Annotated in this window: 18 protein-coding genes; 9 read left to right on the forward strand and 9 right to left on the reverse strand. The window is 70.5% G+C overall.

The window, feature by feature from the left end; all coding sequences use genetic code 11:
* Nucleotides 1-33: 33 nt before the first annotated feature.
* Together ACMCNN_RS18265 and ACMCNN_RS18270 are read right to left on the reverse strand one after the other, a co-directional pair.
* Nucleotides 34-1,335 (reverse strand): aspartate aminotransferase family protein, encoded by a 1,302-nt coding sequence (locus tag ACMCNN_RS18265; RefSeq protein WP_412741720.1) that lies wholly within the window; start codon nt 1,333-1,335, stop codon nt 34-36.
* Nucleotides 1,336-1,349: 14 nt separating this feature from the next.
* The gene (locus tag ACMCNN_RS18270; protein ID WP_412741721.1) at nt 1,350-2,732 is read right to left on the reverse strand and encodes a PLP-dependent aminotransferase family protein; all 1,383 of its coding nucleotides are present in this window, start codon (nt 2,730-2,732) and stop codon (nt 1,350-1,352) included.
* Between the two features lie 141 nt (nt 2,733-2,873).
* On the opposite strand from ACMCNN_RS18270, the gene ACMCNN_RS18275 reads away from it, so the two are divergent.
* From ACMCNN_RS18275 to ACMCNN_RS18300, 6 genes are read left to right on the forward strand one after another with little or no spacing between them, the layout of a single operon-like run.
* The gene (locus ACMCNN_RS18275) at nt 2,874-3,713 is read left to right on the forward strand and encodes a nitrilase-related carbon-nitrogen hydrolase (RefSeq protein ID WP_412741722.1); all 840 of its coding nucleotides are present in this window, start codon (nt 2,874-2,876) and stop codon (nt 3,711-3,713) included.
* A complete protein-coding gene (gene hydA, locus ACMCNN_RS18280) occupies nt 3,710-5,110 on the forward strand; it encodes a dihydropyrimidinase (RefSeq protein ID WP_412741723.1) in 1,401 nt (466 codons plus the stop codon). The genes ACMCNN_RS18275 and hydA overlap by 4 nt, the downstream gene beginning before the upstream one ends.
* Before the next feature lie 10 nt (nt 5,111-5,120).
* Nucleotides 5,121-6,602, forward strand: coding sequence for a CoA-acylating methylmalonate-semialdehyde dehydrogenase (locus ACMCNN_RS18285; RefSeq protein ID WP_412741724.1), 1,482 nt, complete (start codon nt 5,121-5,123; stop codon nt 6,600-6,602).
* 18 nt (nt 6,603-6,620) lie between these two features.
* The gene (locus tag ACMCNN_RS18290; protein ID WP_412747205.1) at nt 6,621-7,637 is read left to right on the forward strand and encodes a TIGR03842 family LLM class F420-dependent oxidoreductase; all 1,017 of its coding nucleotides are present in this window, start codon (nt 6,621-6,623) and stop codon (nt 7,635-7,637) included.
* A gap of 33 nt (nt 7,638-7,670) precedes the next feature.
* Nucleotides 7,671-8,354 carry a hypothetical protein gene (locus ACMCNN_RS18295; RefSeq protein ID WP_412741725.1) on the forward strand — a complete coding sequence of 228 codons (684 nt, stop codon included), beginning with the start codon at nt 7,671-7,673 and terminating at the stop codon, nt 8,352-8,354.
* A complete protein-coding gene (locus ACMCNN_RS18300; RefSeq protein WP_412741726.1) occupies nt 8,351-8,698 on the forward strand; it encodes a transcriptional regulator in 348 nt (115 codons plus the stop codon). Before ACMCNN_RS18295 ends, ACMCNN_RS18300 begins: the two co-directional genes overlap by 4 nt.
* A gap of 37 nt (nt 8,699-8,735) precedes the next feature.
* On the opposite strand, the gene ACMCNN_RS18305 is transcribed toward ACMCNN_RS18300, so the two are convergent.
* Complete coding sequence (locus ACMCNN_RS18305; protein ID WP_412741727.1) at nt 8,736-9,230, reverse strand: ATP-binding protein; 495 nt, start codon at nt 9,228-9,230, stop codon at nt 8,736-8,738.
* Between the two features lie 320 nt (nt 9,231-9,550).
* Between ACMCNN_RS18305 and ACMCNN_RS18310 the strand changes: the two genes are divergently transcribed.
* On the forward strand, nt 9,551-10,420 hold the full coding sequence (locus ACMCNN_RS18310; protein WP_412741728.1) for an MEDS domain-containing protein: 870 nt from the start codon (nt 9,551-9,553) through the stop codon (nt 10,418-10,420).
* On the forward strand, nt 10,410-10,871 hold the full coding sequence (locus tag ACMCNN_RS18315) for an ATP-binding protein (RefSeq protein WP_412741729.1): 462 nt from the start codon (nt 10,410-10,412) through the stop codon (nt 10,869-10,871). The genes ACMCNN_RS18310 and ACMCNN_RS18315 overlap by 11 nt, the downstream gene beginning before the upstream one ends.
* A 12-nt stretch (nt 10,872-10,883) precedes the next feature.
* Here the strand turns inward: ACMCNN_RS18315 and ACMCNN_RS18320 are convergent, their stop codons facing one another.
* From ACMCNN_RS18320 to ACMCNN_RS18345, 6 genes are all read right to left on the reverse strand, one after another.
* The gene (locus ACMCNN_RS18320) at nt 10,884-11,276 is read right to left on the reverse strand and encodes an STAS domain-containing protein (RefSeq protein WP_412741730.1); all 393 of its coding nucleotides are present in this window, start codon (nt 11,274-11,276) and stop codon (nt 10,884-10,886) included.
* A 168-nt stretch (nt 11,277-11,444) separates the two neighbouring features.
* Nucleotides 11,445-12,719, reverse strand: a complete 1,275-nt coding sequence (locus ACMCNN_RS18325; protein ID WP_412741731.1) for a PHB depolymerase family esterase — start codon at nt 12,717-12,719, stop codon at nt 11,445-11,447.
* A gap of 69 nt (nt 12,720-12,788) precedes the next feature.
* Nucleotides 12,789-14,165: an endo-1,4-beta-xylanase gene (locus ACMCNN_RS18330; RefSeq protein WP_412741732.1), complete on the reverse strand. Its 1,377-nt coding sequence runs from the start codon at nt 14,163-14,165 to the stop codon at nt 12,789-12,791.
* Between the two features lie 73 nt (nt 14,166-14,238).
* Complete coding sequence (locus ACMCNN_RS18335; protein WP_412741733.1) at nt 14,239-15,147, reverse strand: carbohydrate ABC transporter permease; 909 nt, start codon at nt 15,145-15,147, stop codon at nt 14,239-14,241.
* Complete coding sequence (locus ACMCNN_RS18340; RefSeq protein WP_412741734.1) at nt 15,147-16,040, reverse strand: carbohydrate ABC transporter permease; 894 nt, start codon at nt 16,038-16,040, stop codon at nt 15,147-15,149. The genes ACMCNN_RS18335 and ACMCNN_RS18340 overlap by 1 nt, the downstream gene beginning before the upstream one ends.
* Complete coding sequence (locus ACMCNN_RS18345; protein WP_412741735.1) at nt 16,037-17,368, reverse strand: extracellular solute-binding protein; 1,332 nt, start codon at nt 17,366-17,368, stop codon at nt 16,037-16,039. The genes ACMCNN_RS18340 and ACMCNN_RS18345 overlap by 4 nt, the downstream gene beginning before the upstream one ends.
* 249 nt (nt 17,369-17,617) lie before the next feature.
* Between ACMCNN_RS18345 and ACMCNN_RS18350 the strand changes: the two genes are divergently transcribed.
* The gene (locus ACMCNN_RS18350) at nt 17,618-19,981 is read left to right on the forward strand and encodes a beta-glucosidase (protein ID WP_412741736.1); all 2,364 of its coding nucleotides are present in this window, start codon (nt 17,618-17,620) and stop codon (nt 19,979-19,981) included.
* Nucleotides 19,982-20,070: the final 89 nt, after the last annotated feature.

The raw sequence follows: 20,070 nt of genomic DNA on the forward strand, positions 1-20,070 counted from the left end.
CAGCAAGACGCAATATTCATCGGAGCGCGGCATTCACCGCAGCGCGGCAGCGTCCGCAGCCCGGATCGCCTCGACGAGGATGGCCAGCCCCTCGCGGGCCTCGTCCTCGGTCAGCGTGAGCGGCGGCCCCATCCGCAGCACGTTGCCGTACAGGCCGCCCTTGCCGACCAGCAGACCGGAGCGGCGGCACGCGTCGAACACCGCGACGGCGGTGGCCGGGTCCGGCTCCCCGCCGGGGCGGACGAACTCGATGCCGATCATCAGCCCCCTGCCGCGCACCTCGGCGACGATGCCGCAGGACCCCACTGCCGTGCGCAGCCCGTCCAGCAGGACGGCGCCGACCCGGTGGGCGTTGGCCTGCAGATCGTGGTCGAGCAGGTAGTCCAGGACGGCGTTACCCGCCGCGGTGGAGACCGGGTTGCCGCCGTACGTGGAGAAGCTGATCGCCGGGACCGCGTTCATCACCTCGGCGCGGCCGACCACGCCGCCGAGCGCGAACCCGTTGCCGATGCCCTTGGCGAACGTGATCAGATCCGGTTCCACGCCGTGCGCCTGATAGCCCCAGAAGTGGTCGCCGGTACGTCCCCACCCGGTCTGCACCTCGTCCGCGATGAGCAGGATGCCGTGCGCATCCAGCTCCTTCTTGTACGCCCCGAGCAGCCCGTCGGGCGCATGCACGAATCCGCCGACGCCCTGGATCGGTTCCGCGATGAGCGCGGCCACGTCGCCCGTGGTGACCGTGGCGAGCACCTCGCGCAGCTCGTCGACGGCCGCCTCGATATGGTCGGCGTCGGAGAGTCCGCGCATGCGCCCGCGGAGCCGGTCGCCCGAGGGCAGCCAGGCCACCTGCAGCGGGCTCAGCGAGCTGGCCGACCAGCTGCGGTGACCGGTGATCGCCATGGTGGCGAACGTCCGGCCGTGGTAACTGTTGCGGACCGTGAGGATCTGGTTGGACCGCCGGATGTTGGTGGCCATGAGCAGCGCGGTCTCGTTGGCCTCGGTGCCGGAGTTGGTGAAGAACACCCGCGCGTCTCCGATCCCGGAGAGCCGGGCGATCTTCTCGGCCAGCTCCACCTGCTGGCGGATCAGGTACAGCGTGGAGGTGTGCACGACGCCGGTGGCGATCTGCTCGGTCACCGCCGCGGTGATCTCCGGGATGTCGTACCCGATCATGTTGGTCAGGACGCCACCGAAGAAGTCGAGGTAGGAGCGCCCGGCGGCGTCGACCACCCGGCGTCCCGAGCCGGAGACGATCTCCAGCGGTTCGTCGCCGTAGTACAGCGGCATCCAGTCCGGTAGCACGGCCCGGTGCCGGGCCAGCAGGTCGTCCGTCATCGCGCAACCTTTCATCAGCGCCAGCCGCGCGGGTGCGGGCGGGCTCGGGAACCGGAACCGCCGCCGCCGGCCGGGCGGGCCGCCGCGGCCAGGATGTCGGCGAGGTCGTCGTAGCCGTCGCGGACCAGGCCCACGGTCAGCCGGACGTGATCGCCGCCGCCGGCCGGGGACACCAGGAACGGCGTACCCGGGGCGACGCCGATGCCGTGCCCGGCGAGGGTGACCATCGCGCGTTGCTGGTCGTCGACCGGCAGCCACAGGTTGATGCCGTCCGCGGCCTCGGCGCCGACCCCGCGCTCGGCCAGCGCCGACCGCAGGGCCTCGCGGCGGCGGGCGTACTCGTCGCGGGCCTTCGCGATCGTGGCGATCGTGTCCGCAGAGGTCAGCAGGTCGAGCAGGACGGCTTGCAGGATGCGGCTGGACCAGCCGGGGCCGAGCAGCCGCCGGTCGGCCACCGCGTCGATCAGTTCGGCCGGGCCGCCGACCGCGGCCAGCCGCAGGTCCGGCCCGTGGCTCTTGGAGAAGCCGGCCACGTGCACGGTCCGGTCGCACAGGTGGGTGCCGAGGCTGAGCGGCGGCGCGGTCGCGATATCCCCGGCATGGTCGTCCTCGACGACCGTCACGCGCGGATGCCCGGCCAGCACGGCGGCCAGTTCTCCGGCACGCGCGGCCGACATGCTCACCCCGGTCGGGTTGTGGGCCCGCGGTTGCAGGAACAACGCCACCGGGTCGACCCGGGACAGCTCCTCGGACAGGGCGGCGACGCAGAGACCGTCCGGGTCCAGTGGCACCCCGACCACGGTCGCCCCGGCCGCGTCCAGCAGGTCGAGCAGCGGCGGGAACGCCGGGTTCTCCACCAGCACGTGGTCGCCGAACCGCACGGCGGCCCCGATGATCCGGTCCAGTGCGTCCATCGCGCCGTCGACCACGGTGAGCCGCTGCGGCGTGAACGGCCACCGCGCCTGCAGCGCGGCGTGCAGTGCCGGCAGGACCGGCGCGTCGAGATAGCTGGTCGTCAGCCGCCCGTCGCCGATGCGGCGCAGCGCGGCGGTCACGTCCGGCAGAAGATCATGATCGGGTACGCCGGTGGAGAGGTCCCAGCGCAGTCCGGCCGACGTGCTGCCGAGTTGCGCGTAGCGCAGGCGGGTACGGCCGGAGGCGGCACCGGTCACGAACGTCCCGGACCGTCCGCGGGTCTGGATCGCGCCGGCCCGTGCCAGGCTCCCCCACGCCTCGCTGACCGTGGTCGGGCTGACGCCGAGGGACCGGGCGAGGTCCCGCACGGTCGGCAGCCGGGTGCCCGCGACCAGCGTGCCCGCGGTGACCAGACGGCTCACGGCGGCCGCGATTCCGCGGGCGCTGCGGTCGTCGACGGCCTCCGCGATGAGCGCCAGCAAGGTCCGACTCCTAAAACATTCCGTAGCAGTAAGGTCTTTGTACGCCAGGATCTGTGTCGTAGTGTCCTACGGTATCCGGCCCCGATGTCAAGCCGAGGAGCGGACGACAGGCGGTCGGACGATCACGAGGAGGGGCTGCTCATGACCGGTGTCGTTCGGGCCGCTCTCGTCCAGACCAACTGGACGGGCGACAAGGAATCGATGATCAAGGCGCACGAGGACTACGCCCGGGAGGCGGCCACCCGGGGCGCGAAGGTGATCTGCTTCCAGGAACTCTTCTACGGCCCGTACTTCTGCCAGGTCCAGGACGCGAAGTTCTACGAGTACGCAGAGGCGATCCCCGGCCCCACCACCGAACGCTTCCAGGCCCTCGCTGCCGAACTCGGCATGGTGATGGTCCTGCCCATGTACGAGCAGGAGCAGCCCGGCGTCCTCTACAACACAGCGGCCGTGGTCGACGCCGACGGCTCGTACCGCGGCAAGTACCGCAAGCACCACATCCCGCAGGTCAAGGGGTTCTGGGAGAAGTTCTACTTCCGGCCCGGCAACCTCGGCTACCCGGTCTTCGACACCGCGGTCGGCAAGGTAGGCGTGTACATCTGCTACGACCGGCACTTCCCCGAGGGCTGGCGCGCCCTCGGCCTGAACGGTGCCCAGATCGTCTTCAACCCGTCCGCCACCAGCCGCGGCCTGTCCAGCTACCTGTGGCAGCTGGAGCAGCCGGCCAGCGCGGTGGCCAACGAGTACTTCGTCGGCGCCATCAACCGGACCGGCATCGAGGATCTCGGCGACAACGACTTCTACGGCCAGTCGTACTTCGTGGACCCGGAGGGCAAGTTCGTCGGCGAGGTCGCCGACACGCACAACCCGGAGCTGATCGTCCGCGACCTGGACATGAGCCTGCTCGGCACGGTCCGCGACCGCTGGCAGTTCTATCGCGACCGCCGCCCCGACAGCTACCAGGGACTGGTGAACCCGTGACCACGCTGATCAAGGGCGGCCTGGTCATCGGCCCCAGCGGAGCGAGCCACGCCGACGTCCTCGTCGACGGCGAGACCATCGCCGCGTTGTACGCACCGGGCCGCGGCCCCTCCGACGTCGAGACCATCGACGCCACCGGCAAGTACGTCATCCCCGGCGCCATCGACGCGCACACCCACATGCAGCTGCCGTTCGGTGGTACCGAGGCCAGCGACACGTTCGACACCGGCACCCGGGCGGCGGCGATCGGTGGCACCACGACGATCATCGACTTCGCGGTCCAGCGCTACGGCGAGGTCGTGCACGACAGCCTGGCCGCCTGGCACGCCAAGGCCGACGGCAACTGCCACATCGACTACGCGTTCCACATGATCCTGGGCGGCGTCGACGACGAGTCGCTCAAGGCCATGGACCGGCTCGTCACCGACGAGGGGATCAGCAGCTTCAAGCTGTTCATGGCGTACCCGGGAGTGTTCTACAGCGACGACGGGCAGATCCTGCGGGCGATGCAGAAGGCCCGCGGCAACGGCTCGATGATCATGATGCATGCGGAGAACGGCCCGGCCATCGACGTGCTGGTCCAGCAGGCCCTGCAGCGCGGCGAGACCGACCCGATCTTCCACGGGCTGACCCGGCCGCAGGAGCTGGAGGCCGAGGCGACCAGCCGGGCGATCTGGCTGGCCGCGGTGGCGTCGGACTGCCCGCTCTACATCGTGCACCTGTCCGCCTCCAAGGCGCTCGAACAGGTCAAGGCCGCGCGCGACTCGGGCCGCAACGTGTTCGCCGAGACCTGCCCGCAGTACCTGTACCTGACGTTGGAGGACCAGCTCGGCGCGCCCGGCTTCGAGGGCGCCAAGTGGGTCTGCTCCACTCCCCTGCGCTCGGGCAGGGAGAGTCACCGCGCCGACCTGTGGCAGGGGCTGCGCACCAATGATCTGTCCGTGGTCTCCACCGACCACTGTCCGTTCTGCATGAAGGACCAGAAGGAGCTGGGGCTCGGCGACTTCTCGAAGATCCCGAACGGCATCGGCGGCGTCGAACACCGCGTCGACCTGCTCTACCAGGGTGTCGTCGACGGCAAGCTGTCGCTGGCCCGCTGGGTGGAGACGATCGCCACCACGCCCGCCCGGATGTTCGGCCTGTACCCGAAGAAAGGCGTCATCGCGCCCGGCTCGGACGCCGACATCGTCGTCTACGACCCGAACGCGCACACCCGGATCAGCGTCGAGACCCACCACATGAACATGGACCACTCCGCGTGGGAGGGCTGGGAGATCGACGGCGGCGTGGACACCGTCCTGTCCCGCGGCACCGTCGTCGCGCGCGGCGGCACGTACACCGGCCGGGCCGGTCACGGCCGTTTCGTCAAGCGCGGCCTGTCCGACTACCTGCTCTAAAGGGGGGCGCATGCGCGCGATCGACCATTGGATCAACGGCAAGACCGTTTCGGGTACGAGCGGACGGCGGTTGCCGGTCTGGGACCCCGCGACCGGCGAACAGCAGGCGTACGTGGTCGCCGCCACGGCGGCCGAGACCGACGCGGCCGTGGCGAGCGCGCTGGCCGCGTACCCGAATTGGCGGGCGCAGTCGCTGAGCCGCCGCGCCGAGGTGATGTTCCGCTTCCGTGAGCTGGTCGACGCGAACCGCAAGGAGATCGCGTCGCTGGTCAGCGCGGAGCACGGCAAGACCGTGGCCGACGCCGAGGGTGAGGTGGCCCGCGGCCTGGAGAACATCGAGTTCGCCACCGGCGCGCCGCACCTGCTCAAGGGCGGCTACAGCGAACAGGCGTCGAACGGCGTGGACGTGTACTCGATCCGGCAGCCGCTCGGCGTGGTCGCCGGGATCACGCCTTTCAACTTCCCGGCCATGGTGCCGATGTGGATGTTCGCCAACGCGCTGGTCTGCGGCAACACGTTCGTGCTCAAGCCCAGCGAGAAGGACCCGTCGGTGTCGCTGCTGCTGGCCGACCTGCTGCGCCAGGCCGGTCTGCCGGACGGCGTGTTCACCGTGGTCCAGGGCGACGTCACGGCCGTGGAGGCGCTGATCGCGCATCCGGACGTGCAAGCGCTCAGCTTCGTCGGCTCCACCCCCGTGGCGAAGTCGATCTACGAGCGCGGCACGGCCGCGGGTAAGCGGGTGCAGGCGCTGGGCGGCGCGAAGAATCACATGGTTGTGCTGCCCGACGCGGACATCTCGGCGGCCGCCGACGCCGCGGTCTCCGCCGGGTACGGTTCGGCCGGCGAGCGCTGCATGGCCATCTCGGTCGTGGTGGCGGTCGGTGGCAGCGCCGACCCGCTGGTCGCCGCGATCAGGGACCGGATCGGCCGGATCGCGGTCGGCCCGGCCACCGATCCGTCGGCCGAGATGGGCCCGCTGATCAGCCGCGAGCATCGCGACAAGGTGGCGGCGTATCTCGACTCCGACGGCGTCGACGTCGTGGTCGACGGCCGCGAGGCGCCGATCGCGCAGGGTCCCGGCTTCTTCCTCGGTGCGTCGCTCGTGGACAGGGTGCCGACCGACTCGCCGCTGTACACCGACGAGATCTTCGGGCCGGTGCTCTCCGTCGTGCGGGCCGACACGTACGACGAGGCGCTGCATCTGGTCAACGCCAACGAGTTCGGCAACGGGTGCGCCATCTTCACCCGCGACGGCGGCGCGGCCCGCCAGTTCCAGTACGACGTCGTGTGCGGCATGGTCGGCGTCAACGTGCCGGTACCGGTCCCGGTCGCCTATTACAGCTTCGGCGGCTGGAAGTCGTCGCTCTTCGGCGACCTGCACATGTACGGCCCGGACGGCATCCAGTTCTACACCCGCGGCAAGGTCGTCACCTCCCGCTGGCCCGATCCCGCCACGTCCGAGGTCGACCTCGGCTTCCCGAAAGTGCGGTGAGCAATGCCTGCCAGGAGCATGGACATCGGGGTCGTGCTGCAGAACGACCCGCCCGCGCGGGACGTGGTAGAGCTGGCGAAGAAGGCGGACGCCGCCGGGTTCAGCCACGTGTGGACGTTCGACTCGCACGTGCTCTGGCAGGAGCCGTTCGTCATCTACTCCAAGATCCTGGACTCCACGTCCCGCGTCGTCGTCGGACCGATGGTGACCAATCCCGGCACCCGCGACTGGACGGTCACCGCATCGCTGTTCGCCACGCTCAACGAGATGTACGGCAACCGCACCATCTGCGGCATCGGCCGGGGCGACTCGGCGCTGCGAGTGCTCGGCGCGCAGCCGCAGACCCTGGCCCAGCTGCGGGAGGCCGTACAGGTGATCCGGGGGCTGGGCAACGGCGAAGAGGTCACGCTGCGCGGACAGCGGTTGCGGTTCGCGTGGGCGCCGGACAGCCGGCTCGACGTGTGGGTGGCCGCGTACGGTCCGAAGGCCCTGGCCCTGACCGGCGAGGTGGGTGACGGCTACATCCTGCAGCTCGCCGACCCGGACATCGCGGAATGGATGATCACCGCGGTCCGCGCGGCGGCCGCGAAGGCCGGACGCGACCCGGCGGCGATCAAGTTCTGCGTGGCCGCGCCCGCCTACGTGGGCGACGACATCGCGCACCAGCGGGACCAGACCCGCTGGTTCGGCGGCATGGTCGGCAACCACGTCGCCGACATCGTCGCCCGCTACGGCGGCGACGGCGCGGTGCCGCAGGTGCTGACCGACTACATCAAGGGACGCCAGGGGTACGACTACGCCGAGCACGGCCGGGCCGGGAACTCGCACGCCACGTTCGTGCCGGACGAGGTGGTCGACCGGTTCTGCGTGCTCGGCCCGGTCGAGAACCACCTCAAGCGGCTGTCCGAGCTCAGGGACCTGGGCGTCGACCAGTTCGCCGTCTATCTGCAGCACGATGCCAAGGAGGCGACGCTCGCCGCGTACGGCGAGCACATCATCCCGGCCAGGTCGGCGGAATTTTCTCCTGAGCACTAGCGCCGACAGGTTTGCTGTGGAAACCTGTTGGGCATGACGACAGAATCGGTTCCCGTCGGCGGCGATCCCCGCCGACTGCTGTCCGACGTCCGTGCCCTGGCCCACCGGGTGCGCCGGGACCAGCGGATGACCTGGGTCGCGCTGCTGGTGCTGGCCGTGGTCACGCTCGCCGGGATCCCGTTCGACTGGTTCGGCATGCGGGTGCACTGCCACGCCGACGGCAGCTGCGACTTCGCCCGCCGGGGCGTGCTCTATTACTGGCCGGCGGCACTGCTGCTGGCGTACGCCGCGATCGCCGTCTGCTACGTGCGGACCGCCCGGGCGCGCGGGCTCGGCGCCCGGGTGCTGCCCTACGCGCTCACCGGAGCCGCGACGACGGCCGTGTTCACCGCCGCATGGGTGGCCGCCGCGATGTACTTCCCGACCCACCCGCACCACTTCTCGTACTGGTGGCTGGTGGTGGACCGGCTGATCGCGCCGTGGGGCATGATCGGGATCGCGCTGCTGGTGCTGGCCCGGCTGGAACGCCACCCCGCGCTGCTGCTGTTCACCCTCGGCTACCTCGCCGCGGTGCTGTTCGTGCTGCCGATGGACGAAGGGTGGGGACCGCCGCACTGGGGCGTCCGGGCGCAGTTCGCGATACCGCAGCTGGTCAGCGGCGCGGTGTTGCTGCTGGGTGCGGCCGGCTTCGCGGCGGCCCGCCGGCGGCCCCGGTGACGGCCGTGACCGACACCCCCGATCCGGACGCCGCGCACCCCGTCATCGGGCTGGACGAGGTGGTGCACCAGCGGGTACGCCTCGGCATCCTCACCATCGCGCACGAGGCCCGCCGCGTCGAGTTCGGCTACCTGCGCACCCAGCTGCAGCTCACCGCCGGCAACCTCTCCAAACACCTCAGCGTGCTGGAGGAGGCCGACCTGATCGAGGTGGAGAAGGGCTACGAGGGCAGGCGTGGCCGTACCTGGATCACCCTCACCGTTGCCGGCCGTACCGCGCTCGCCGAAGAGATCGCACGCCTGAAACAGCTCATCAACCGGGTCGCCGACGCCGCCGGCGATTGACGCAGGGTACCGACATCAGATCTGGCCGAGTACAGGTTCAAGCGCCGGAGCGCGGTATGTGACGGTGGCCGCTGACGATGGACTCCTGACTCGCGTCCGCGCCGACATCGATGGGGAAAGCGGCCCAGATGTGCTTGGTGCGGTCGGCGGCGTACCACCCGAGATCGAGCGCGAACGCCCGCGCCAGGTGCAGCCCTCGACCGCCAGTGTCGATCGGCCCCGCCTCGGTGAGTTCGGGAACCGTGGTCAGGTCGTGGTCGGCGACATCGAGCACGAACTCGCGTTCCGTACGCAGCAGCCGCACGATGGTCGGTGGCAGGCCGTGTTTGATGGCGTTGGTCGCGAGTTCGGTGGCGACCAGCACCATCCGCTCGGGGATGTCCGCGAGTTGCGAGTTCGCGGCTGGTGTGTGCCCGTTCAGCGCCGCGATCAGGTGTGCGCGGAATTCGCGGAGCTGGGTGGCGGTCACCAGGATCCAGAGATCCAGCTCCGTCGCGTCCGGCGGGAGCGGCGAGATGCGAAGTGAGGTCACCTTAGTGTCCCTTGGGGCAGGTGCTCCGATTCTCTCGTGAGAACGCGAGGAGTCTGTGGTCAATGGGCGTGCCGCGGGTCGGTGGTATGCGTTCGTTCGCCAATGCCCCGGATGGGCGCGATCAAAACCCGGGGTGGCGACGCTGACCTTCGTTGCGGGGTTTCCCGTCCCGGCCCGGCGGGCATGCGATGGCGGTAGCGGGCCGGGGGCCTCGACAGCGGCGCGCGAATCGCCCCCGAGCCGGTCGCGAATCACGGTGTGTGCGACCGACGAGGTTATGGTGCTGTGCGGAATACCGCAGCGGGAACGAGGAGGGGCCGGTGGCGGACGCGTCGAGGGTGGAGGACCTCCAGCCCGGTGATCACGCCTGCCTGATGTTCTCCGACAGCGAGGAACGCCTCGACCTGGTGGCGGCGTTCGCCCGCGACGGGCTGCGGCAGGGCCAGCAGGTGCTGTGCCTGACCGATGCGATCACGCCGAGCGAGCTTCGTGCGCAGTTGGCCGAGCGCGGGCTGGCGGTGCACGACGCCGTGGACAGCGGACAGCTCCACGTGGCCGGCGCTGCCGAGCTGTTCCTGGCCGACGGGTCGTTCGCGGCCGAGCGGGTGGTGACGCGGCTGGCCGGGCGCATCGATCGGGCCCGCGATGCGGGGTTCGCCGGGCTGCGGGTCACCGCCGACATGTGCTGGGCGCTGCGCCCGGTGGCCGGCGTCGAGGAGTTGATGACGTACGAGTCCCGGGTCGGCCACCTGCTCTCGGAGGGCCGGGCGATGGCGGTCTGCCAGTACGACCGGCAGTGCTTCGACGCGGTGACCCTGGCCGGTGTCGCTGCCAACCACGAGCTGGCGCTGGCGGCGGCGACCTACCACGACGACGCGCTGCTGCGCATCTGCCGCCAGTACCTGCCACCCGGCATCCGCGTCGCCGGGGAGATCGACTACCGAGGGGTCGAGCCACTGGCCCGGGCCCTGGCCGAGGCCCTGGCCCTGGACGAGCACATCGACGTCAACCTTCTCGGATTGCAGTTCATCGACGGCAGCGCGGCCGGAGCGCTGGCACAGGCTGCCGCCGCCCTGCCGAACGGGTCGCGGATGAGCGTGCGGTGCCGGGCACAGACCAGCAAGGTGCTGCGGGCCCTGGGTATCGCGGATGCTCCGGCGGTGCAGCTGGTGGTCGTCGATGACCAGTGAGCCCGGCGTCCCCGTACCCGGCACGTCGCGCGAGACGGCCCCGACCCGCCTGGTGCTGCTCGACGAGCCGTTCGAACGCAAGGACCTGACCGCGCTGCGCCAAGCGGTGGCGGCTCACGGGGACCGCACCGGCCTGCCTCCGGAGCGGGTCGCCGACCTGGTGCTCATCGCCTCCGAGCTGGCCAGCAACGCCGTACGCCACGGCGGCGGCCACGGACGGCTACGCCTGTGGACCACCGACACGACCGCCTCTTGTCAGGTGACCGACGACGGACCCGGCATGCCGGCCACCTACCAGCTGCCCCAGCAGTCGCCCGACCTGGCCACCGCGGGCGGCCGCGGGCTGTGGCTGGTCCTGTACTTCAGCGACACCATCACCGTCGAACACGCCGACGGCAGCGGGGTGTCCGTCACCGCCACCATGAACCTGCCATCGCCGGACACCATCTGAGCCCGTCGACGCCTAGGACAGATGAACGAGATCCGCGATGCCGCAGACGGTCAGAACCTGGCGAACGATTTCGTGGGCCGACCGGATCTCCAGCCGCGTACCGATCCGGTCCGCGCGGTCGCGGCATTGGATCAGGGCACGAACGCCGGATGAGTCGAGGAACGTCACGCCGCCCATGTCCAGCACGAGGCGGTGCGGCTTGTCGTGGCTCAGCACGGCGGTCACGGCCGTGTGGAGATCCGCCTCACTGACCATGTCGATGTCGCCGACCACCGTCATGACGGTTCCGGCGGCGGTGGAGGCCTGGACCTCCACCAGCAACGGCGGGGCGACGGCAGCTGCATCGAACGTCATGTCACGCCTTCCAGGCGTCGGGAAGTCAAGATCATGCTGACCCGCCTCCATGAACGAGGCAGTGCCGAGAAGACAGCCTGACGAGAAAGACCGGCGGACCCGACGTCGTGCGTACCGCCCTCACGGTACGCGCACTCAGGGCACCACGGTGAATCCGCGCCGCGCCGGTGACCGTCCGACTGCTGCCCCGGCTCCGGCGGGCCGGTGCAGCAGGGGCGCTCAGGTGATCGCGCAGGCGACACCGTTGAGTGTGAACGCAGCCGGTCTGCCCGCATCGCCCGTGTGGGTGGCCTGCAGGCCGATGCTCGTCGAGGCGCCCGTCGCGAGCGCCCCGTTGTACGACATGTTCCGGGCGGTGATCGCCCCGCTCGTCCCGGTGTAGGTGGCGTTCCAGCCCGAGGTGATGCTCTGCCCCGCGGGCAGGGTGAAGCCCAGCGTCCAGCCGTTCAGCGGCGCGCCGGTGTTGGTGATGGTGATGGTGGCGGTCAACCCGGTGTTCCAGGCGTCCACCGCGTACCCGATCCGGCAGTCACCCGCGGTGGGCGGCGGGGTCGTCGGCGGTGTGGTGGTGCCGCCGTCCAGGCCGAGGAAGCTGATGGCGCGCTCCGCCATGCCACTGCTCGGCAGGGAGTGGCCGGCCCCGGCCACGCTGATCGCCTCGACCGGCGCCTGTGTCGCGGTGGAGCCGTACCGGGTGCGGGTCCAGCCGGACTGCGGGGCGTCGGTCAGCACCGGGGTCTGGCTGACGCCCAGCACGTTCGTCCACTGCTTGATCTCCTCGGCGAGGTTCGGGTAGCGCAGCGTCGCGTCCTCGGTGCCGTGCCACACCTGCATCCGGGGCCGGGCACCGGAATATCCGGGGTACGCGGCCCGCACCAGATCACCCCAGGCCTGCGGGGTCCTGCTGATCTGGCCGTTGGCGCAGGCGGAGTTCCAGCCGGAGCCGTCGGTGGTGGCGAAGCAGCCGAACGGCACGCCCATGAACGCCGAGCCCGCCCGGAACACGTCGGGATAGTCGCCGAGCAGGACGTTGGTCATCATCGCCCCGGACGAGGCGCCCGTGACGAAGGTACGCGCGGGATCGGTGCCGTAGTGACTCTGTACGTAGCGGACCATCGACACGATGCCCACCGGATCGCTGTTGCCGTCGTGACGCAGCGCCCCGGGCGACGAGACATCGAAACACTGGCCGGATCGGGTGGCGGAGGGATAGATGACGAGGTAGCCGTACCGGTCGGCGAGGGCGGCGAACTCGGTGCCGGAGTAGAAGGCCGGGCCGGATCCGGTGCAGTAGTGCACCGCCACCAGCAGTGCCGGTTTACTCGGCAGCCGGTCCGGGACGTACAGGTGCATGCGTAGATTGGTCGGGTTGGTGCCGAAGCCGGTGATCTCCTGCAGCGCGGCGGCCGCGGCCGGCGCGGCCGGCAGCAGGATCGTCGCGCCGAGCGCGACGGCGGCGCCGGCCGCCAGCAGTGCGTGAGCGAGTCTTCTCATCGGGTTCCTCTGGTGCTCGGGATCGGCCCGGCGTGCGGCTCCACTGTCACCGCACGCCGGGACCGCCGGTCAGGATGCGGCGCAGGACGGGGTGGCGCTGGGGCCGGTGCCGGTGCCCTGGAAGCCGAACTCGGTGCTGCCACCGGCCGGGATCCGGGCGTTGTAGCTCGCGTTGGCGAAGCGGACCGTGCCGCTGCCGCCACCCGCGACGGCGTTCCAGGTGTTGGTCACCGAGGCGCCGGCGGGCAGCGTGAGGGTGACCGCCCAGCCGTTGACCGCGGCGGAGCCGGCGCTGATCCGTACGGTGGCGGTGAAGCCGCCGGTCCACTGGTTCAGCGTGGTGCTCGCCGAGCAGGCGCCGCCGGTCGGCGGCGGGGTGGTGGGATCGGACGTGGGCGGATTCGTCGGGCCGCCGTTGAGCGCGTCGAGGGTGGCCGTGTACGCGGGCTTCTTGTTGCCGTTGCCGTCGAACAGCAGTGGGGTGGCGCTGGCGCGCCAGGAGTCGGTGTCCCGCACGCCCCAGACGGTGATGCCGGCGCACCGGGAAACCGCCAGACAGGCCTTGACCACGGTGCTGTAGCTGGCGGCCTGCGCCGAGCCGGAACCCTCGATGTCGAGCTCGGTGATCTGCACGTCGACGCCGAGATCGGCGAAGCGCTGCAGGTTGGCCTGGTAGTCACCGGGTACGGGGCTCTGACTGTTGAAGTGCGACTGGAAGCCGACGCAGTCGATCGGTACGCCCCGGGACCTGAAGTCCTGGACCATCGCGTAGACGGCGTTGCTCTTCGCGTTCTGGCCGTCGGTGTTGTAGTCGTTGTAGCAGAGCTTGGCGCCCGGGTCGGCGGCCCGGGCCGTACGGAACGCGACCTCGATCCAGTCGTTGCCGGTGCGCTGCAGGTTGGAGTCGCGGCGGGCGCCGGAGTTGCCGTCGGCGAAGGCCTCGTTGACCACGTCCCAGGCGTAGATCTGTCCTTTGTAGTGGGTGGCGACCCGGGTGATGTGGTTGATCATCGCGTTGCGCAGCGCGGTGCCGCTCATGCTCTGCATCCAGCCGGGCTGCTGTGAATGCCAGGCCAGGGTGTGCCCGCGCAGGCGTTTGCCGTTGCCGGTGGCCCAGCTCGCGATGCGGTCGCCGTTGGTGTAGGTGAACTGGTTCTGGTTCGGCTCTGTCGCGTCGATCTTCATCTCGTTCTCGGCCGTGACCATGGTGAACTCGCGGTTCGCGACCGTGGTGTAGACACTGTCGCCGAGTTTGCCCGCGGCGATGGCGGTGCCGAAATACCGCCCGGACTGCGCCGCCGAGGCGCCGAGGGTGGTGGCCGCGTCCGCGGCGGATGCGAACGCCACCGCCGTGGCGGCCGCGACCACGCCGGTCGCGATCAGGGTGGTGGCCACCCGGAGCGGGGATCTCCGGGTGGCCCCGTGGGGGACGGATGCCTGTCGCATACTGCTCGCCCTTCTTCTTGGGAGCGCTCCCATATGGAGCACGCAAAAACCTGTGGGGACAGGAGCGGAACGGCTACTTTCCGAAGCCCGCGGTCAGGCCGCTGAGCAGCTGACGCCGGCCGACGGCGTAACAGACCAGGATGGGCAGCGTGGTCAGCACCACGGAGGCCAGCACGGCCGGGACGTTCACGCCGTACTGGCCCTGGAAGCTCCACAGTGCCAGCGGCAGGGTGCGCCGCTCGGGACTCTGCGTGAGGATCAGCGGCAGGATGAAGCCGTTCCACACCGCGAGTCCCTGGTAGATGGTCACGGTGACCAGGGCCGGGCGGCTCAGCGGGAAGGCCAGCCGCCAGAGCGTGCCCCACTCGCCCGCGCCGTCCAGGCGCATCGACTCGAACAGTTCCTTCGGTACGTCCCGGATGAAGTTGGCGAGCACCAGCACCGACAACGGAATGGCGAACGCGATCGAGGGCAGGATGATCGCCATCAGGGTGTCGTACATCCGCATCCGGATGATGATCAGATAGATCGGGATCACCACCGCCTGCAGCGGGATCGCCAGGCCCATCAGGAGCAGGCCGTTGACCGTACGCAGGAAGCGGCTGGCCGCACCGCCGCGCACGATCGCGTACGCCGCCATGAACGAGACCAGCACCGCCGGCAGCGTCGTCCCGGCCGTGACCACGAGGCTGTTGGCGAAGTAGCGGGCGAAGCCCGCCGCGAAGACCTGCCGGTAGTTGTCCAGGGTCGGATCGGCCGGCGGGACGAGCGGGTTCTGCGCGTAGTAGGTGGCGCGGGTCTTGACGCTGGTGATGACGATCCAGTAGATCGGCAGCAGCACCACCAGCAGCCAGAGCCAGCCGAAGGCACCACCGAGCCGGTTCCCGCGGCGCGGCGACGCCGGTCCGTGCCGCCGGCCGCCGTGTCGCACGGGCGCCGGTTCACCGGAGATCGGCGGTGCCGGCCGGGTCGAGACGGCCATCAGGCACCGTCCAGCTGGCTGTCGGTCGCGCTGCCGCCGCCGATGCGGCGCAGCAGCACGGCCAGACCGAGGCCGACGAGCACCAGGATCACCGCGATCGCGCTGGCCGGGCCCATCAGGTTCGCCGTGAACCCGGTCTGATACATCTCCAGCGCCAGCACCCGGGTGGCGTCGCCGGGCCCGCCACCGGTGAGCACGAAGATCAGATCGAAGAACGTCAGCGATCCGACGACCATCAGCGTCGACGACGTGATGATCGTGTACTTGAGCTGCGGCAGGGTGATGTGGACGAACGTGCGTACCCGGCCGGCGCCGTCGATCTCGGCGGCCTCGAACATGGCTCGGGGAATCTGCCGCACCCCGCCCTGGTAGATCAGCGAGTGGAACGGGATGAACTGCCAGGACACCACGAAGACCACGACGCACACGGCCAGATCACCCCGGCCCAGCCAATCCTGGTCGAGCAGCGGGATGTCCAGCCCGGCGCCGAGCCCGAAGTTCGGGTTCAGCAGGGCGTTGTAGGTGATCGCGATCGCCGCCGAGCTCAGCAGCAACGGGATGAAGTACAGCACCGCGAGCACCGCGCGGTAGCGCTGATGCCCGGCCAGGAAGACCCCGAGCAGCAGGCTCGTCGGGGTCTGGACGAGCCAGGACAGGGCCATGACCAGGAACGTCACGCCCAGCGCGTGCAGCAGGCCCGGCTCGGTCAGCACGCTCCGCCAGCTGTCGAGGCCGGCCGGATGGATCGCGCCGATCCCGTCCCACCGCGTGAAGCTGAGGCCGAGCACGGCCAGCAGCGGCACGACACCGAAGGCCAGGAAGACGGCGAGTGCGGGCAGCGCCATCCAGGACACGGAACCGCTCCGCCCGCCGGCCGGGGCGATCTCCGTCATGTGCCGATGACCCCGTTCATGGTCGTGACCCACTGCTGCGGCGAGACCGTCAGCTGGAACAGCTTGGCGATGTTGTTCAGCAGCGCCTCGGCCGCGGTCGGGCTCAGCGCCTGGTCCCACGACTGCGCGAAGGACCCGGCGTGGACAGAGGTGTCGTAGACGAACCTGAGGAAGGCGGCGTCCGGCGAGGCGGCCAGCACGCTCTCGGTGCCCTTGACGACCGGCACGGAGCCGCCGTCGTTGATCCAGGCCCTGGTCTCGTCCGCGTCGAGCACACCGCTGGTGAAGAACTTCTTCGCGATGTCCTTCTGCGCGGCGGTGGCCCTGGCCGAGATGGCCAGGTACTGCCCCGGGTTGCCGACGGTGTTGGCGGGATCGCCCTTGCCGCCCGCCATCGGCGGGAAGTTCATCCAGCCCAGCGATCCACTGGAGACGAAGTCGCCGCCGTCGTTCTTCATGCTTCCGTACGTCCAGCCGCCGTGCAGCATCATCGCGGCCCTGCCGGTGTAGAGCAGGGCCTGGTCGGCGTTGCCGGCGGCGTCGACAGAGGCGAAGCCCTTGCCGAACGCGTCCGCCCGGACCATCTCCTGGATCTTGTTGAGCATGTCCAGCACCGCCGGGTGCGACCAGGCGTCCTTCTGGCCGTCGACGACACTCTGGAAGACCTCGGGGCCGCCGATGCGGTCGAGCAGGAACTCCAGCCACATCATGTTGGTCCAGCGGGCCTTGCCGGCCAGAGAGAACGGCGCGACGCCGGCCTTCTTGAACGTCGGCACGAGCGCCATCATGTCGTCCCACGACTGCGGCGGCTGCGCGCCGGCGGACTCGAAGACCTTCTTGTTGTAGTACAGGATGATCGGCTGCACGGTCTCACACGGCATGGCGTAGATCCTGTTGCCGACCGTGGCCGGTCCGAACGACGAGGCGAACAGCCGGTCCCTGACCGCGGCGTTCCGGCCGAACCAGCCGGTCAGATCCTCGACCTGGCCGGCCTCCACATAGCTCTTCAGGCCGCCACCGCCCCAGCCCCAGATCAGGGTGGGTGCCTGCCCGGCGCCGATCGCCGTCTTGATCTTCTGCTTATACGCGTCGTTCTCGAACGCGGTGAACTGCAGCCTGCCGTTCGGGTTCGCCGTGTTGAAACGCTCCGCCGCGGCCTGGCGGATGCCCTCGCCCGGCTGGCCGGTGAGGAACCAGTAGCCGGCCGTGGTCCCGCCGCCGCTCGAACCGCCGGGGCCGGAACTGCCACAGGCGGCCAGCGCGGCGCCCGCACCCGCGGCGGCCGTGAGGCTGAGGAACGTGCGACGGGATAACGGACTGCGCTCCACGCTGATCTCCTGGGGGTCAAAACTTTCGGTGATTTCTCGCAAGTTTCTAAGAGGTGTGGTTAACATAGGATTTCATGAATGGCGTGTCAAGGGCCTTGAAAAACCCTCGCCCTACCAGCAAGAGTGGGCCAACACCCTGCTCGGAGCACTAATCTGAGGGCACCCCAGCTCACGTTGAGGTCACGAGCGTCCGGCGACGGACATCCGAAAGTTTCGGTTACGCCAGCCCGCCTGATAGGAGATCAACTGGTGACGACACCTGACTGGCACGACCCGGCGCGCAGCGTCGCCGACCGGGTCGACTCGCTGCTGGCGCAGATGACCCTGGCGGAGAAGGTCGCGCAGCTGGGCAGCCGATGGGTCCGCGACGACCCGGCCGACGCGGACGCGCCGGACACCGACCCGAACGTCGCCCCGATGCAGGACGTCTTCGCCGCAGCGGGCAGCGTCCGCCTCGCCGACGCCGCCCGGCACGGGCTCGGCCACCTCACCCGGGTGTACGGCAGCCTCCCGGTCACCGCCCCGTCCGGCGCGGCCGAGCTGGTCCGCCGGCACCACACCGTGTTGCGCGGCAGCCGCCTGGGCATTCCGGCCCTGGTCCACGAGGAGTGCCTCACCGGCTTCACCACGTACGGCGCGACCGTCTACCCGGCGGCGATCGCCTGGGGCGCCACCTTCGACCCGGACCTGATCGAGCGGATGGCCGCGGCGATCGGCCGGGACATGGCCGCCGTCGGCGTGCACCAGGGCCTGTCCCCCGTGCTCGACGTGGTCCGCGACTACCGGTGGGGCCGGGTCGAGGAGACCATGGGCGAGGACCCGTACCTGGTGTCCGTGCTGGGCGCCGCGTACGTCCGCGGCCTGCAGAGCGCCGGGGTGATCGCCACCCTCAAACACTTCGCCGGCTACTCGGCGTCCCGCGCGGCCCGCAACCACGGCCCCGTACCGATGGGCCGCCGCGAGTTCCTCGACATGATCCTGCCGGCCTTCGAGACCGCGGTGCGGATCGGCGGCGCCCGATCGGTGATGAACTCGTACGCCGACGTGGACGGCGTACCGGCCGCCGCCGACCCGTGGCTGCTCACCGAGGTGCTGCGCGGGCAGTGGGGCTTCGCCGGCACCGTCGTGTCGGACTACTGGGCGATCCCGTTCCTGGCCACCATGCACCGGGTCGCCGCGGACACCGGCGAGGCGGGCGCCCAGGCGCTGGCCGCCGGCATCGACGTTGAACTGCCCGACACACTCGGCTACGGCGACGCCCTGGTCGAGCGGGTGACGCGCGGCGAGATCGGCGAGGAACTCGTCGACCGGGCGGCCCGGCGCCTGCTCACCCAGAAGGCCGAGCTGGGACTGCTCGACGCCGGCTGGACCCCCGAGGCGTCGGTGGCGCACGCGGCGGACGTCGACCTCGACTCCCCCGCCAACCGCGCGCTCGCCCGCGAACTCGCCGAACGGTCGATCGTGCTGCTGGAGGCGGGCACCGCGCTGCCGCTGCTCGGCACGGACCGCCCCACGCCGCGGCAGGTGGCCGTGGTCGGACCGTGCGCGGACGACCCGCGCACGTTCATGGGCTGCTACGCCTTCCCGAACCACGTCCTGCCGCAGCACCCCGGACTCGGCCTGGGCATCGACGTACCCACGGTGGTCGACGCGCTGCGGTGGGAACTACCCGACACCAAGATCGTATACGAGCCGGGCAGCCGGGTACAGGGCACCGACCGCTCCGGGTTCCCCGCCGCGGTGGCCGCGGCCCGCGACGCCGAGCTGTGCGTCACGCTCGTCGGCGACCTCGCGGGCCTGTTCGGCAACGGCACCTCCGGCGAGGGCTGCGACGCCGCCGACCTGCGCCTGCCCGGCGTGCAGGCCGAGCTGCTGGCCGAGCTGCTGGACACGGGTACGCCGGTCGTCGTGGTCGTCGTCTCCGGCCGGCCGTACGCCCTGGGTCAGGTGCACGGGCGGGCGGCGGGACTGATCCAGGCGTTCATGCCGGGCGAGGAGGCGGGCGCGGCGATCGCCGGGATCCTCAGTGGGCGGATCCAGCCGGGCGGCAAGCTGCCGGTGCAGATCCCCCGGCACCCGGGCGGGCAGCCGGGCACGTACCTGCAGCCGCCGCTGGGTGTGGACCGCACGGACATCAGCACCCTCGACCCGACGCCGCTGTTCCCGTTCGGCCACGGCGCCTCGTACACCACGTTCGAGGTCGGCGACCTGCACCTGTCCGCGACCGAGGTGCCCACCGACGGCGAGTTCACCGTGTCGGTGCTGCTCCGCAACACCGGGGACCGCGCGGGCGACGAGGTGGTTCAGCTGTACCTGCACGACCCCGTCGCCCAGGTGACCCGCCCGGTACGGCAGCTGACCGGCTTCGCCCGCGTGCATCTCGCGCCCCGGACGCAGGCCGAGGTCCGGTTCGGGGTGCACGCCGACCGTACGGCGTTCACTGGGCGTGACCTGAGCCGCATCGTGGAACCCGGCGACATCGAGGTCATGGTCGGCACCTCGGCGGGCGACCTGCCGTGCCGTGGCCGCGTCCGGCTGACCGGTGCGCCGCGCACGGTGGGCGCGGACCGCCGGCTCATCACCGACGTGGAGGTGATCCCGGGCGCCCGGTGAGGGGCGGTCGCCCGGCATCCGGCGCGGGTGGACGTTCTCCCGTTCCCCTGTCGGGAGATCGCCATTTACGTATGCTTCGTCCGTATTCA

Origin of the sequence: Krasilnikovia sp. MM14-A1004 (assembly GCF_047159485.1) — a bacterium.
GTDB lineage: Bacteria > Actinomycetota > Actinomycetes > Mycobacteriales > Micromonosporaceae > Actinoplanes.